The sequence below is a fragment of the Leptospira sp. GIMC2001 genome (assembly GCF_028462125.1).
Lineage (GTDB): Bacteria > Spirochaetota > Leptospiria > Leptospirales > Leptospiraceae.
Map to the genome: position 1 here is coordinate 1,486,264 of NZ_CP115468.1, position 16,053 is coordinate 1,502,316.

A 16,053-nucleotide genomic window follows, 5' to 3' on the forward strand; every position below is an offset into this window, starting at 1 on the left:
TAATCCAGAAAACAATCTGAGTTATTGATTTTCTTTTTTTAAAAAAAGATCTAACGCTAATTGTAAATTACACAATTTTTGCAAAAGTAATCTTAATTTCTGTGATATCTAGCAATTGCATCTAACGAATGAGCTTGCCGATGTAGATTCTAGGTGAGCCTCCAAAGGAGGCGTTACCGTCGGCGCGAATCTTGCGAAGGCAAGAGACGTGCCGGAAGGGAATTTGCCAAAGGCCGAGCGAGGGCGAAGTCCCGAAGCGATGCGTTTAGCCGCAGTTATACGCCGCATAAATTTAATTAATGTAACCATATCCAGCTTGATATGCTTTTATTTCCTTTCCATCATCATTCAAGATTTTTTTACCTAATAAATAATGATTTTCAATCTTATTGCCAATGAATTCAAATCTATTCTTTCTATCCTTATTTTCCCTTGTTGTTAGGGTTTTTCCAGCTTGAAACCAAGATTCTATAGAGTATACTCTTACTATTACACTGTCAAATATTGAGAGCGCAATTTTGTAATCTAACTCGCCCTGTTTATTATTTGTTCTTGTAGATTCCGCTACACCAAACCAAAATTGTCTGGTAGCGTCGTATATTTCAATTTCATTTAAAGTTGTACTATAAGTTCGAGAAATGAAGAACATCATCATCTTTTCGGTTATATCCTTTTTAAAAATAGCATCACTACCATAAAGTCTTTCTATTTCCGGAATAGACAATCTACCATTTTCTATTCCGTGTCCGCGAACCTTGTTAGTTAAATTTTCTAATCCAATTGTATCTATAATTGCTGCTTCAATTTGGTGCGCAATTTCATTTGATTCCAATCCGTATCTAATAATATCAATGATGGGTTCTTTTTTACGTTTTCTAATTTCACTGATTTTTAATGTTTTATCTGTTTCAATTTTAGAGGGTTTTAAATGTTCATGTGGTCGGCTGTTTTTTCCGCCTTTACCAATGTAAAATATTCTCTTTGTGAATGGATCAATCAGACCGTAAACATAGTATCCAAGTGCCTCTTGAATTTTTTTGTTAAATTTTTTCATAAATCTACCTAAAATATTTTTTTCTATGGCGTATAACGTTTTGCGGCTTTGCGTAGTGGCGGATTTTTAGCACAAATGTTCATACGAAGAACTGAACTTGAACCTACCACTAAACTATCATACGAAGCACTGCACCCGCTATTCCGAATAACCGCTGTTAGCAGTAGCTTTTTATCACTTTTTAGTCATTCTAAATTCCCAAGTATCGTTTTGGTTTCTTCCTATACCTACAATTGTATCTTGTCCTATGAGTTTTCCGTTGTATATAGAATATTTATCATTGTAAGAAAAGTCAACCGTTGTATTACTTTGCTCCCAATAATCATCTCCTTTCGTCTTGTCATTTGGATGAGTCGTAAATAATTGTCCATTGTTCTTAAAATGCACTTCATAAGTCCAATCTTTGTCGGAATAGAGCCATTTTGTTCCAGACAAGTTAGCAACACTATTTCATTGTCTGAATGTTGCACAACTACTGATAAATAATGTAAATACTAAAACAAAAAATATTTTTCTGCTTAGATTTTTGGCTACAAAGACCATTGATTCATTCGTCATATATTTTTCTCTTTCTCGTGAACGTATTTTCATAAAATTACTGCTAACGAACTAGCCTACCTGCCGTTCGGGATAGCTGAGTCTCCGAAGGAGACGTTGGCGTTGGCACGAGATTGCTGTGAACGAAGAGAACAAAGCAATCGTAGTGACACCCGAATGGGTCTGAAGCTCCGCTTCTTTAAGGGCAAAGGAGCGAAGACGTTTCCAGGTAAGCGAAATTAGGCGAAGTGCGAAATTTATTTAGTTTGAAGTTATTTTTCCTAGATATGAAATTTTGTATTTTTTATTCGGAATTATTTTTTCTATTCTTTCTACTTCATAATCATTGAATTTTTTTTTATTAGTATAAATTATTACGTATCCTGAGTTCCGATCTTCAGAGAATCCGGAAATTCCAGAGATATTTAGTAGGCTATCTAAATTCAAAACTTACATTCCAGTAACAAGATTTAGACTAAAATTTTTTAGGATACCACTTATTGGAGCGAAAATTCCATATCCTTCACCAGATACAGCAAATAGCAAACCAACTGCAAATTTTTCATCTTCTGTAACGACTAGTGAACCTGAATCTCCCGGAGCTGCGAATGCATTCTCATCGGGATCGACTATCCAACATTCTTCAAAATATGTTACAGCATTAAAATACTTGGTTTTATACGGTAATTTCATTGTATTCATTTTTGCTTTAATGGTTCCAATTGTTAACGATGTAGTTCGACCTACTTTTTTTACTCGGAGTCCTTCAGTTGGATTTATGACACTTGTTGGCGTGTCATAAAAATTTCCTTGGAAGCTCGATACTGATTTGATATCGATCACTTCAGCTATTGCAGCATCCATTCTATTTTTTGGTACTAAGAGCGGATAACCACTTCTGATTTCAATAATATCAGAGTGCTTAAATATTGCAAGAGGAACGGCGGAATTTGGAATTACATCTGAACCAGCAGGCGACATAATAGGCATGTCCTTTTCAATATGATTACAAGCTGCGAAAACGTGGTTATTTGATAATGCAAAGTGTTTTCCATTTGCATCGGATACGATAGCTCCGAATGTCCCGGCGTAAGATTCACCACTTGGAGCACATGATGAACCACAACAAATTCGATTCTTTCTATAAAAAATTTGACCTACTGCTCTTGCAGATGATGCAGCTTGCGGTCTAATTTCGGTTCTTCCAAATTTAATTATATTATATTCAATGTTCTCTACTTTTTTCATATTTTTTAGATATGACTGGGAGGCAGAGCGAGCAAAAAGGTAAAATTTTGGGTTTCTTTAAATTGTCGTTATGACCAATTCCAACAATATCTAGACCATAAGTCATGTCTACCACTGGACGGATGAAATCTTCATCTCCATTATTGGAAGATGCCTGTACATTTGTGGTGAGACTGCCTCTAAATCCTCCACCAGCAAATATTTGATTGCTTAATTGTTCTGTTATTTTGTCGAGGTTTGTCATTTTTTTTCCTTAAATAATTTTAATACATTAAATCCGAGATTCTTGAGCAGTTCGCCTAACGAGGAGCGTTGCTGCCGTTCGGGATAGCTGAGTGTCCAAAGGACACGTTAGCGTTGGCACGAGATTGCTGTGAATGAAGTGAACAAAGCAATCGAAGTGACACCCGAATGGGTCTGAAGTTCCGCTTCCTTAAAGACAAAGGAGCGAAGACGTTTCCAGTAACGCGGAGTTATTTGCAGTGTGTCAAAACAAACTATCCAGTACTTTATTTTTAACATAAATTGGTTTTAAGAATTTATCCTTACTTACATTATCTTCGATTAATTGAATAAGTGTAGAATATTTTTGCAACAAAGAAATATTTGAAATAAAATAATATTTAGAATTACATTTTGAACAAAAATCTATTTGAATATTGTCCAGTTCTTCAATATCATTTATTCCATTCATGATACAATTGTGAGATATGCAATGATTAAGTCTAAATACATGTCCCAGTTCATGCATAATCATCTTAATCAACCTTTCATTTAATTTATTTTTATCATGAAAATATCTAAAAATTGATACCATAGCTGTCGCATTACTAAAATTACTTTCACCAAAAACAAAATTGTACATCTCCTCCGCTGGACATAAATCATCTGATAAAATCATGAGATTGTATGAATTTTTTATTTTTCTTTTTTTTATGAATTCGTAAATACCGGTTGTTATGATTTGACTATTTTTTCTTGGAAATTCATTAATTGTATTTTTAAAAGATTCAATTAATAAGACTGTTTCTATTTGAAAAAAATTGCTTACAAATACTGTAATATCTTCCAAAGAAAGATAATCATCTAGTATATTTTTTAAACTTTCATCAATATAAATATGTATTTGTTTAGATTTCCTATCGACTAAACATGGCCTATTCGCTTTCATAAATTCTTCTAAATTTTCCGAATCATTGGGATGATAATCTGACCAACCGAAATTTGAAAATTTTTCATTAAAACTAGACAATAAATCCGAATTTTTTTCAGCTAATTCTTTAAATCTATGAACCGAATTGCTATAATTTAAATTCAAAATATCTAACATCATTTTTCCTCTTTTAAGATTAATTATTCTATGGATTACTCGGTTAACAAAAATGACACATTGCAAATAACGAATGAGCTTGCCGACGTTCCTCGTAGCTGAGCCTCCAAAGGAGGCGTTAGCGTTGGCACGTCTTCTTGCTTTTGCAAGAAGCGTGACGAAGAGGAATGTGTCGAAGACCAAGCCGGTATTCCGGCGATGCGGCAAGCGAAAGTTAGCTGCAGCCCTTTTTTTTTGAATAAAAAGTCCATCTAAATATTTACAATTACCACTTATTAAGTTCTTGTTATTATAAATTAGACTAGCTATTTGCAATCCAGATAGACCTATGAATCCATTAATATTCAATTCTGAACGAGAATTTCTAGCAAAATCTGATGTTGTAAAGAAAAGAAATAATTGAGGGAAGTGAGTATAATTTCTTTTTTTGCTGTTGGCAAAAGCAACAAATTGTTTAATCTCTTCAATACCCACATTAGCTGAATATCGCTTCGATTGACCATATACTTGAATATAACCATAAGTCTGTTTGGATTCTGCAGACAATATTGCTATCTTTCCCTCAAAATCAACTCCTCCGTCTGCGGTAGCTTGGCTTGCACTTACTTCAAGACCTTGGAAACATAATCTAAGTATTGAAGCAGAAATAAATTCGAAATCTCTCCAATTAGTCTGAACTAAATTTGAATAAATATTTTTAACTTCAAAGTAATTCGGATTTTGTATCGTTATCTCTTTTGTTACTGTTTTATACAAATAATCTGTATTATTCTCATTGTTACACAGAATATTTGCATTAGTAAATTCTAAAAAATTATTTAGATTACTAAACGCTAATTCAGAAGCCTTAAAACTATTTCTCCCTTGCTTAACATAATATTTGGTAAGCAATTCATCAGTTCCTAATTTATTAGTTTTCGTCTCCTTGGCAATCGATTCTAAAAGATTTTCATCGAACATTGTATAGCTGTTCAACTCTTTTGAAATTTTTATTCATTTCATCAATTCCTAATTTAATTTCAGTAAATTCTTCATCCGTTAATTCTATTTCTAAACTTTCTGCTAAAATTGTCTTAAAAGCATTAATAGCAGATCTTATTTGGACAATACATTCATTAACAGAAACTATATTTTGATTAAAATTCTTTTGATTAATATAATTTACAGCTTTATCAAAATTCCTATCATCGAGATAATTTAATGCAATATTATCATCGAGTAATTCTGAAAGTCGTCTTACGGTACGTGCATCAGAAAAAGTGCTTTTTCCTTCTTCGTCTGGTACTATCCACTCATAGAACCTTTTAATATTCTCAATATTGTCAAATCTAAATGTTTCTTCATTGAATTCAAAAAAATTTCTTAGTGCGGGCTTTTTCAAAATTTCATCAAAGTAACTAAAGTAGCTTGGTTTCCATTTCGAAGCATATTCTTCATCAGTTTTAAATTGTAGCATTACACTATAGGTTTTATAATACCTATTTATTTCCTTTACAGGTATTCCTATGGTTTTTGATATCTCACCAGGTTGCTTTCCAAAATCAATCATTTGATTTATAAATTGAGCTTTTTGAAAAGCCTCCCATTCTTTGATCCCACTGACATTACGAATACCCTGGATTATCATTCCGATCTTTAAATTGGAATTTTCCATATTATCTACTGCTAGGACTTCAATATTTTTTAGATTTTTTATTTCTACTTCGCTAAGAGTGGATAATCCCAGATTAAATTGTTTTATAAGATATTTAATTGCAGAAGTTCGTCTGTTTCCCTCTATGACATAAAAAAGTTTCTCTGATACTTTGCTTACTACGATATTATCAACTGGAACAAAGCCTACTGTCGAAATAGAATTAGCCAATGTTATAACATCGAATTTGGGATTCATCATTTTTTCGAAAGCCGCCTCTTGAATTAATGCATCACCAAATCTTGATTGATCTATATTTAAAGCATCATCGGAAATATCTGCAAATCTAGGATTATTCGGATCCAAAAGCAAATCATCTATACCAATTTTTATTTTTTCTAATTTCATTTATTTTATTATTCTCCTTAAATTTTTTAAAATAAAATTCCAGGGTTGCAGCTAACGAATGAGCTTGCCGACGTAGATCCTAGGTGAGCCTCCTGAGGAGGCGGTACCGTTGGCACGTATTCTTGCTCCTGCAAGAATCGTGACTAGGTTCTATGTGTCGCAGACCAAGCCGGTATTCCGGCGCTGCGGCAAGCGAAAGTTATTCGAAGTGTGATTTAAACACTTGCAAGAGTTTTTTTACCTTTCTTGATTACTATCTCTGCTCCAAGTGTATGAACTAATCTTGATAAAACTAACAACGTTGGGTTGTCCTGCTTACCACTTCTTATTTCTTGAATTACGGTGCTTGATACTTTAGCTAATTTGGATAATTCCCGAACTGAAACTTTTTCTGATTCCATCAAATTGATAATTGTTTCAGACAATGTTAAAGCTTCGTATTCTTTATCAAATTTTTCCTTAATTGAACGTTTTGTCATCAGACGATCAAACGTTGTCTTTGTAGTAAGTTCCTTTTTTAATTCTTTTTTCATAATCTTCCCTCCTTTTTAGCGCTCGCTCTTTTTCATTCTTTGGTAATTTATCTGTCTTTTTTAGAAATGCATTCGTAATAATTACTTTCTTACCTTTTACAAAGAAACAAAGAAATCTGTGTGGAAACGGTTTGAAAGCATATAATGCGTCCCCTTCAAAATTGAATTTTGTCCGATCCTTTATCTCGCCAACTTCAGCAAAACGCTTGAACAAAGCTAAAGTTTTAATCTGAAGCGGTTCTGTTAATCCATTGAAATAATGTAAAACATCTGATTTCTCTTTTTCATCAAAATACCATTCTATTGTAAATTTCTCACCTTTATAGGCGACAATCTCTTTCACTCTTCCAGTGTAACGGAATAGCGATACGCTGTCAATTATTTAAACAGTTGAATAATAATTTAAAGTGACAATTTAAGTTTACAAATGTCATTCAAGTATGATTTATTCACATTTCGAATAACGAATGAGCTTGCCGACGTTCCTCGTAGCTGAGTCCAGCACCATTTAGTGAGCTTCGCGAACGTTTAAAATGGTGCTGGACGTTAGCGTCGGCACGTCTTCTTGCTTTTGCAAGAAGCGTGACGAAGAGGAATGTGTCGAAGACCGAGCCGGTATTCCGGCGATGCGGCAAGCGAAAGTTATTCGAAGTGCCTTATTTTTATAGCCTGTCCCATTCAGGAATATCACCTTCATGATTTAGCTTATTCAAAACTTCTTTAACTCCACTAAATATTTCTTTTTTACTTTTTCCTTTGTAATATTGTTCAAAGTATGATCGAGTTTCTAACTCTTTCACCTCCTTTGTAAAGGCATACAAAGCCAGCTGATTTATTGAAACTCCTTGTTCATCAGCCAATCTTTCAATTTTGTGCTTTAACTCTGATGGTATTCTTAAGGTTAGTAAACTCGCTTTAGCTTTCATAATTCCTTCTCCATATTTCCATGAACTTTGTCGGAGTTACAATTTTTAAATCTTGAAACTTTAACTCATTTCCTATAATAAAATCATTTATGTTGCTCGTAATCAAATAATCTGAGTTGGAACTTAGTGCCAGCTCAATGAATTGATTATCATCTTCATCTCTCAGATTGGGACGAAAATTGAAGTATATCGATTGTTCTTTCCCGACATATGCGATGAATGATAGTAACTTATTGATATCTTCAATTTCGGCTTTCATATCCTCCAAAGTAGCTTTTCTATTTAAAACTTCTTCATATTCTTTAAAGACTGGAGTCGAAATCGAAATTTGCACTTTCTGATCTATAATCAAATTTAAAATTGCTCTCGAAGCACCTTTGGAAGAACGGAGCGCTTGGTATAGAACATTCGTATCTAATATTACCCTCACAATAGCATGATGTCATATATAGCATCACTGTCAAGTTGATTATTTCAATTCTCCGAACCTTATTTTAGCTCTTTACTTTGGATTTAAACAGCCATTATCATAAATATTGAATTTGTTATTTTTTAATCATGAAATCCAAAAATTGTATTCATCGAATGGAATTAGGCATTTCGAATAACGGGGAGCGTGCTCGCCGTTCGGGGTAGCCGAGTCTCCAAAGGAGACGTTGGCGTTGGCACGAGATTGCTTGAGCAAAGCGAAGGAGCAATCGCAGTGACACCCGAATGGGTTCGAAGCTCCTCTTCACTCAAATCAAAGGAGCGAGGACGTCTCCGAGCACGCGGAGTTATTCGTCGTGCCTTAATCGTTGACAACAAATTTAATTTTATCATATTTCTCTAATATAATTGAATTAACGTTAGAAACAATCTCAATTTTGAATTGTTTCATAAAAGGAAAGAATAGTAAAATTGATATTAGTAATGAAAATCTATTATTGATCGAATTTTTCGATGAAAATATACTTTGGTTTTCCAAATGTATTTTTCCTGATAAAAAAGGTATTTGGTTTATCTCTTCTTTAAATATTAAATTAACATCGCCAATATAAATTTTAAAAAAATATTCCTTAATAAACATTAAAATATTTTTCCTATCTATATATACATTGAATTGAAACTTTCGATGTTTTATACCATTGTTTAGAAAATAATTTTCTAAACGCTTTGAATAAAAAATATCATTCTCATTTAGAGAAGGCCGAAAAGCATGTAAATTTGATAGAAAATTATTTTTAAGATTTCTAATAATTTCAAATGATTCTAAATTTTCTTCTATGAATTTTTTATTATTTTCAAAAAGCTCTTCATTTAATTTTCTCCCTTCTTGTAAATTTAGCGGAATACTAAACGAATTATTTTTTTCTTTTAATTCAAATATATTTCCTTGATAGAAAGCGAGAAGAAATTCATTAGCTTTGATACAATCTTCAATCGAAAATAAATTTACTGAATCAAAATTAACTGATAAGCTAAAATCTTTCGACTCATAATACCAAATAATTTTTATTTTAAGAGGAAATAACTGCTTATTATTTTCAAAAATTAAATATTTGTCTAGCTTATTTAATTCAACAAATGAGAAACGAGGATATAAATCAAAATATTGTTTCTTATCGATATTCAAAGAGAAGTATCGATCCCCAGGTAATTTAGCTTTTATTTCTAATCTATTTATTTCTAATTGTTTTGTTTCATTTTTAATATGATCTATGATAGTTACGGTTCGATTGCCTTCAAATACTAAAGGATCTTGAGTTTTAACAAATGAGGAAGTAAACGAGTTTAACCTTGACCGTTCGATATCGGATAATGTAAAACTTACCGAAGAATACTTATTCAAAAGAGGCTCTGATGGAACTTTAAGCTTTATGCCTCTTTTTCCATCAAAATCCTTCACTGATTCATTATTTACTCTTTTCAGATAAAAATAATATGCACTAGTACATAGAAAAACTATCAATGCATAGATAAAATTACTGACTATATTATTTATAATTGAAACTGAATCAAACATTGTTGTTTTTCTTTAGCATGACGAATAACGGTCTGACTATCCGACGTAAATCCTAGCTGAGCCTCAAAGAGGCGGTAGCGTTGGCACGAATTCTTGCCTTGCAAGAATCGTGACTAGGATTTATGTGTCGTAGACCAAGCCTGTATTTCAGGCGCAGCGGATAGTTGGTGTTATTCGCTGCCGCCGTCTTCGAGGCAGGGATGCCGATAACTTTCAAGATAAAGTCTAATAATCAGATTCTCTTTGAATATCAATTTAAATCTCAGATTACACAGACTGCCTAGGTGATATTTGAATTCTTTGGTCTTTCAACTTGGAACGTCCGTTTGGAAACTTAAATTGTGGAAAATAAGTGAAACTTTTTAAAAATTCAAACCTTCTCGGAAATAAAATACATCCACTATTCAATGAACTTTGTTGGCGATCTTCGGATTTTTCTTTTTAAAAATTTACTTCGTGGTTAAATGTGATACCAAAATCTTCCTTTTCTTAACTTGCATTTTTCAAAACCAGCTTTCCTATTTCATTGAAGCAATGAATAACATGTAAAACGAATTCAAAAAGTCTTTCATTTTCTTTGAATCACTTTCGTATAAAATTACTTTTAGATACGTTTAACATCCAACTTCATCTTTATTTTTAATTTTAAATTACCAATTTCGAGGTCAAATTCAATTTAAGTTAGAACATTCTCAATTAGTATTTTGAATGAAGATAAAATCTCTCTTTCGAATAGGTTTGGGACATTCTTTTTGTATTTTCTCCTTTTAAATTAATTCCTACTTTAGAAATTCGAACAGCACGACCATTTCCCTCGGAAATAGCTATCTATTCTTTTAAAATTTTTCTTTTTATTTTCAATAAGCGGACACGATGTCCGCTCTTCTAGGCGGTTGCGAATAACGAATGAGCTTGCCGACGTTCCTCGTAGCTGAGTCTCGAAGAGACGTTAGCGTCGGCAGGCCTTCTTGCCTTTGCAAGAAGCGTGACGAAGAGGAATGTGTCGAAGACCGAGCCGGTATTCCGGCGATGCGGCAAGCGAAAGTTACGCGCAGTAACATTTATACCAGCAAATCAACTTTTTGAATATTGATAACTCTCAATTCAGAACCTGATCCTATTTGAGATGCTCTCTTTTTAAGCTCTCCACTAGTTTGTTCTAATTGCATATATATTAATTCGGTCAAACTATCCTTATATCCTTGAGGAAGTGTGGCAGACGAATTAATTTTATCTAATGTTGCAATACAATCGGTAATTATTTTGAGATCGTTTTGAAGAGCTAACCTTTTTTCGTTAGATAATCTTTCTTTTTGTAAGTCGTTATTTACACGAATAGATTCTGCCTGTAGAAAATATTTAAAAACTTCTCCTGCTCCTTGTATTAATGCTGACCAAGGATTATGATGGGTAAGCTGTAATAAATTAAATGGAGTGTTTGATCCGCCTTTCTTTTTGATTAACTCCAAGCCAAGTATTATAATTTGTTTGCTTTTAGGAATAAATTCAGCTACTACAGGTCGGTGAAGTTTTTTAATTAATCTGTTGTAATCTGTTATAGCGCTTTTTTTCTTTTCATTTGAAAGCTGATTTGGGTTTTTTACTCTAAAAAAAGATTCTTTTTCGGAAAATTCGTTAATTATTTTTTTTACATAATCATTAGCTAAATTTTTTTGTTGACTAGTTGACTTTGAAAGTATTTTGTGTTTTAAAAATGAAGTAGATACATTTTTAAAATTTCCTTTTAATAAACTTTTGTAATTTTTCCAATACCATTCTCGTCTGAAACCAAAAGTATTAACTCTAGATAGATCATATAATTTATTCAAAAGCTTGTATCCGAGTCTCAATCGAGTAATTTCTTCATTTGGAAATAGTGAATAAGGAATTCCAATGTTTAGTAAGCTATATACTTTTGGATTTAAAATATTTATATTTTTTAAATTCTGATAAGAATGATCAAACTTAAAAGATTCGCCGAGAATCATAATATTTTTTGGGTCAATTCCAGCCGATAAACGCATCTTCACAATGTTGATTACTTCAAGTTTATAATGATAAGAAATAAGCCTAGATAGATAATTTGTAACTTCCCCGTCCCTTAAAATTTTTTTTGGAGGCGATTGCAAAGTTAAAGTAATGGTATCTGTTTTTTTAATTTTTTTCATGTTAACCTTTAAATTATGTTTTTAGATATTTATGTTGTTGCGCGTAACGGTCAGACTATCCGACGTAAATCCTAGCTGAGTCCAGCACCATTTAGTGAGCTATGCGAATGTTTAAAATGGTGCTGGACGTTAGCGTTGGCACGAATTCTTGCCTTGCAAGAATCGTGACTAGGATTTATGTGTCGTAGACCAAGCCTGTATTTCAGGCGCAGCGGATAGTTGGTGTTATACGTCGTAAGCAAGTATGTCAGTTTTATTTTCGTTATATAGTTTTTTTGCTTTCGACCAATTTATTTTGCAAACTGATTTTGGATTAAATTTTGATTTGCATAGAGTTTCAATTAGAGCAGGATATGCCAGTTTATAAAGCTCCCAAGTGTAAATATATTTTTTTCTAATTTCTATATTTCTTTGTTTTTTAATTTGATCAAAGATATCTTTAAAATGTTTAAATTCTGGATAAAGTAAATATTCTGCACTGGTAGATGATATCAATATTTCTGGTAATGGATAGATTCCTTTATCATCAATGTAATTATTCTTCACTAATTTTTTTTCATAAGGGAAAAGTCTACAACAATTGTTGGTTAAATATATAAAATCATACAGTCCTGGTATGTCAAAATATCTAAAAAAACGGTTGTAAATTCTTAGTTTTTTGTCTAAATACAGGCCTATTCCTTTAAGTTCCTTCTCATTTTTGTGGGTGTCAATTAGAGCATTGCCATAGTATGCATGAAAGTGCTCTAAATTTTCAAAGATAAATTCACCTTCGGTAATAATAGCTCGAAAATATATATTTTCACCAATAAATTTATTAAAGATATTCTGTGTTAACTCAATTAAATACATTAGTTCAATTTTTTTTTTATCATTCTTTAAATCATCATATATATTAAATGCGAGAAGTGTATCCGAAAATACAATTGTTCTAAAGTTTCTATCCTTGTGGATAAAAGCAGAATCTAAAATTTTATACAATCTCTTGATTTTACTTTTGTTTTTTATCATATCCTTAAAGCCAAGGATATCCATATAGAGAAATAGTGTATTTTTCATTTTGCTTATGTCGTATAACGAATGAGCTTGCCGACGTTCCTCGTAGCTGAGCCTCCAAAGGAGGCGTTAGCGTCGGAACGACTTCTTGCCTTTGCAAGAAGCGTGACGAAGAGGAATGTGTCGAAGACCGAGCCGGTATTCCGGCGATGCGGCAAGCGAAAGTTAAGCGTTGTTCCGAAATATTTTGAGAGCTTTTTCAAATTCAAGATAACCTTCTATTCCGGCTCCTGGTTCATTTAAACACCATTCTTTTACTTTATCAAAGTATATCCTTTGATTGCTTGCGACTAACACTGCTTGATCTAGACAATCCCGAGATTTAAAATAGAAAAAAGATGCTAAACGATCTTTAACACAATCGGTTGGAGAGAGTATCCTTAATATTTTTCCATCAACTTCTATTTCATCTGGTTTTATTCTATAATCATCACCAATCGAAACTGGCGAAGAAACAAATTCAACAAATAGATGAGCGCACATTGGATGGCGATAATGCCTTCCAAATTTTTTAAAATTTAATGCTTCCATCGTTTCTCTTATTTCTTTGCCGCGAGATATCAATGGTTCAACCATATCTAAATCACCAGATCTGTATGCGCCTTTAGAATAAATAGAAACTACGGAACCTCCAACTAATACGGAACTTATTCCTTTATTAGCAAGATGCCAACCAACAAATTTCCAAAGATCTTCTTCCGTTACTTTTTCCCAGTTAGGTTCTTCCATAAACTGGCTTTCCTTTGTCCCTTGGGCGTCGCCTTGAAGAGAACAGAATTTCTTTATCATTTATTGAAAGTGAATTATAATAAACCTCTAAAATTAACTTGAGACCTTTAACGAAAGGCGATTTGGGATTAAACGAATAGACTCGAGACTTTCCTATATTCTTTGAAACTAGTACCCCAGCTTTTTCAAATCTTTCTAATTGATTTTTAATAGGTGTAAGTGCTACACCATAATCTTTAGCAATGGCGGAGGCATGTAATTCATTGTAATGGAAAAGATGAATGAGAACTTTCGAAGCTGTCTTATTTCCAAATATTCCATCCAAAACCATCACAATACTACTGTGTTTTTTACTCAAATTTAATCAACTATATTTTAGTTCATATAAACTAAAATATAGTCACATTCGGAATTACGCTTAACGGTCTGACTATCCGACGTAAATCCTAGCTGAGTCCAGCACCATTTAGTGAGCTATGCGAATGTTTAAAATGGTGCTGGACGTTAACGTTGGCACGCATTCTTGCCTTGCAAGAATCGTGACTAGGATTTATGTGTCGCAGACCAAGCCTGTATTTCAGGCGCAGCGGATAGTTGGTGTTATTCGCTGCCGCCGTCTTCGAGGCAGGGATGCCGATATCTTTCGAGGTAAGCCTTCATAATCTAATTCTAATTGTAAAACAAATTAAATCTTAGATTACACGTTCTACCTAAGTGAAATTTGAATTCTTTGGTCTTTCACCCTGGAACGTCCGTTTAGAAGTATTTATTTCATAAAACTTGTGAGACTTGTTAAAAATTAAAACATTCGCAGAAATAATAAACATCCAATAATCAAAGGACTTCGTAATCAATCTTCGAATTCTTTTTTTCAACTATTTTAATACTTTTTCAAAATTTACTTCGTATTTAAGCATGATTCATTAAATTGACTTCTTTAATTTCCTTTGTCCTTAGAAAACGTTCCTATTTCTTAGAAGCAATGAATAACATTTAAAACGAATTCAAATAGTCTTTCATTATTTTTTAATCATTTTCGCTCAACATTATTTTTTGATACGTAGAACATACATCTTCATCTTTATTTTTCAATTTAAACTGTCAATTTCGAGGTCAAATCGAATCTTATTGTGAACATTTTCAGTTAATTGATTCAATGAATATTCAATTTTTCTTTCAATTTGAATTTGGAATTTCTAATTGAATTTTTTTCTTTTTAATTTTCCTCCAGTTTAGAAATTCAAACTTTATCTTTAGTTTTCTCGGCGAAAGTATTCTTCTCTTTTTTAAATTTTTCTTTTTATTTTCAATAAGCGGACACGATGTCCGCTCTTCTAGGCGGTTGCGAATAACGGGGAGCGTTGCTGCCGTTCGGGATAGCCGAGTCTCCAAGGGAGACGTTGGCGTTGGCACGAGATTGCTTCGAGACAAAGTCGAGAAAAGCAATCGAAGTGACACCCGAATGGGTCTGAAGCTCCGCTTCACTCAAGACAAAGGAGCGAAGACGTTTCCAGTAACGCGGAGTTATCTGCTGTTGGTGATGTCTAAGTTGATTTTTTATCTTTTACAAAAATAGCCAATTTGATCACAAATGTCTGAATTTTCATATTTTTCTGAGCATTTTTTTTTGGATGGATCGTAATCTATGCAATTCTTAGAAGTAAATATACATTTTTTAATATCAACATTGTAAGTCGTAGATTCAAGATATTTAACTTGATCGTTTGTGATAAATCCTTTTATGCTTTCTTTCCAAATAAGATTAAGATTGCTTATTTTTTTTTCTTTTGTTTTTATTTTTTCAGTAATATTTGATGTTTCATCCGCATATGATATGTTTTGTAATTCCTGTTCTACTACATTAATTAAAATTGAATCATTTTCTATTTGATAATTTCCAAGAAATATTCTTTTTTTTCCAAAATCAAAATCGATAAATTCGTCAGTGAAATATGCTGTATTGTTATACAATTCTATCGTTTTATAAATTTCAAGACCATATAAATTGCATCGGTTGTAAGAATAAGATGATTTCAATATCATTTTTTTTCTTGCTAAATCCGTTTCATTTTTTTGTAAAAAGGAGTCGAGAACGAATCCGTTTGCCTCTTTTACGAAATGCCACGAATTTAATTTATTTTCATAAGTTTCCATTATATTTGTATTAGAAGTATTAATTTTAGAACCGAATGGAATCTGATTGATAATTTTTGAACTTAGTGAAGGTTTTGTTCTTATATTTAAAATATCGGCGTTAGTAAAATGGACTTCAAAGTTATCATAGATCTTATTTACCGATTTATCCAGAAATATGCATGTTATTATTAGTAAAAAGATTAAGGTTGAGATTTTTTTCATGTTGATTTTATTTTTTCTTCACCAATTGCAGATAACGAGGAGCGTTGCTGCCGTTCGGGATAGCCGAG

The 16,053-nt window shown here is 32.6% G+C and carries 16 protein-coding genes; all 16 read right to left on the reverse strand.

Annotated features, from left to right (window positions below; translation table 11 throughout):
• Window positions 1-292: 292 nt before the first annotated feature.
• A complete protein-coding gene (locus O4O04_RS08195) occupies window positions 293-1,054 on the reverse strand; it encodes an LEM-3-like GIY-YIG domain-containing protein (protein WP_272535344.1) in 762 nt (253 codons plus the stop codon).
• A gap of 174 nt (window positions 1,055-1,228) precedes the next feature.
• Complete coding sequence (locus O4O04_RS08200; protein WP_272535345.1) at window positions 1,229-1,489, reverse strand: hypothetical protein; 261 nt, start codon at window positions 1,487-1,489, stop codon at window positions 1,229-1,231.
• Between the two features lie 552 nt (window positions 1,490-2,041).
• On the reverse strand, window positions 2,042-2,839 hold the full coding sequence (locus O4O04_RS08205) for a Nal1-like putative serine protease (RefSeq protein ID WP_272535346.1): 798 nt from the start codon (window positions 2,837-2,839) through the stop codon (window positions 2,042-2,044).
• A complete protein-coding gene (locus O4O04_RS08210) occupies window positions 2,817-3,083 on the reverse strand; it encodes a hypothetical protein (protein ID WP_272535347.1) in 267 nt (88 codons plus the stop codon). Before O4O04_RS08210 ends, O4O04_RS08205 begins: the two co-directional genes overlap by 23 nt.
• A gap of 243 nt (window positions 3,084-3,326) precedes the next feature.
• Window positions 3,327-5,129: a restriction endonuclease gene (locus O4O04_RS08215; protein WP_272535349.1), complete on the reverse strand. Its 1,803-nt coding sequence runs from the start codon at window positions 5,127-5,129 to the stop codon at window positions 3,327-3,329.
• Entirely contained in the window at window positions 5,119-6,210 is a 1,092-nt protein-coding gene (locus O4O04_RS08220) for a ParB N-terminal domain-containing protein (RefSeq protein ID WP_272535350.1), read from the reverse strand. Before O4O04_RS08220 ends, O4O04_RS08215 begins: the two co-directional genes overlap by 11 nt.
• A gap of 215 nt (window positions 6,211-6,425) precedes the next feature.
• Window positions 6,426-6,743 (reverse strand): transcriptional regulator, encoded by a 318-nt coding sequence (locus O4O04_RS08225; protein WP_272535245.1) that lies wholly within the window; start codon window positions 6,741-6,743, stop codon window positions 6,426-6,428.
• Window positions 6,697-7,086, reverse strand: a complete 390-nt coding sequence (locus O4O04_RS08230; protein WP_272535246.1) for a type II toxin-antitoxin system RelE/ParE family toxin — start codon at window positions 7,084-7,086, stop codon at window positions 6,697-6,699. Before O4O04_RS08230 ends, O4O04_RS08225 begins: the two co-directional genes overlap by 47 nt.
• Window positions 7,087-7,405: 319 nt before the next feature.
• Entirely contained in the window at window positions 7,406-7,669 is a 264-nt protein-coding gene (locus O4O04_RS08235; protein WP_272535352.1) for a toxin-antitoxin system HicB family antitoxin, read from the reverse strand.
• The gene (locus O4O04_RS08240) at window positions 7,659-8,099 is read right to left on the reverse strand and encodes a putative toxin-antitoxin system toxin component, PIN family (RefSeq protein ID WP_272535353.1); all 441 of its coding nucleotides are present in this window, start codon (window positions 8,097-8,099) and stop codon (window positions 7,659-7,661) included. The genes O4O04_RS08235 and O4O04_RS08240 overlap by 11 nt, the downstream gene beginning before the upstream one ends.
• A gap of 360 nt (window positions 8,100-8,459) precedes the next feature.
• Entirely contained in the window at window positions 8,460-9,674 is a 1,215-nt protein-coding gene (locus O4O04_RS08245) for a hypothetical protein (RefSeq protein WP_272535354.1), read from the reverse strand.
• A 1,061-nt stretch (window positions 9,675-10,735) separates the two neighbouring features.
• A complete protein-coding gene (locus O4O04_RS08250) occupies window positions 10,736-11,842 on the reverse strand; it encodes a hypothetical protein (protein ID WP_272535356.1) in 1,107 nt (368 codons plus the stop codon).
• Window positions 11,843-12,067: 225 nt separating this feature from the next.
• Complete coding sequence (locus O4O04_RS08255) at window positions 12,068-12,901, reverse strand: hypothetical protein (RefSeq protein ID WP_272535358.1); 834 nt, start codon at window positions 12,899-12,901, stop codon at window positions 12,068-12,070.
• A 162-nt stretch (window positions 12,902-13,063) separates the two neighbouring features.
• The gene (locus O4O04_RS08260) at window positions 13,064-13,627 is read right to left on the reverse strand and encodes a hypothetical protein (RefSeq protein WP_272535235.1); all 564 of its coding nucleotides are present in this window, start codon (window positions 13,625-13,627) and stop codon (window positions 13,064-13,066) included.
• Window positions 13,614-13,958, reverse strand: a complete 345-nt coding sequence (locus O4O04_RS08265; protein WP_272536050.1) for a winged helix-turn-helix domain-containing protein — start codon at window positions 13,956-13,958, stop codon at window positions 13,614-13,616. Before O4O04_RS08265 ends, O4O04_RS08260 begins: the two co-directional genes overlap by 14 nt.
• Window positions 13,959-15,184: 1,226 nt before the next feature.
• Window positions 15,185-15,985, reverse strand: a complete 801-nt coding sequence (locus O4O04_RS08270; RefSeq protein WP_272535359.1) for an SH3 domain-containing protein — start codon at window positions 15,983-15,985, stop codon at window positions 15,185-15,187.
• Window positions 15,986-16,053 lie beyond the last annotated feature (68 nt).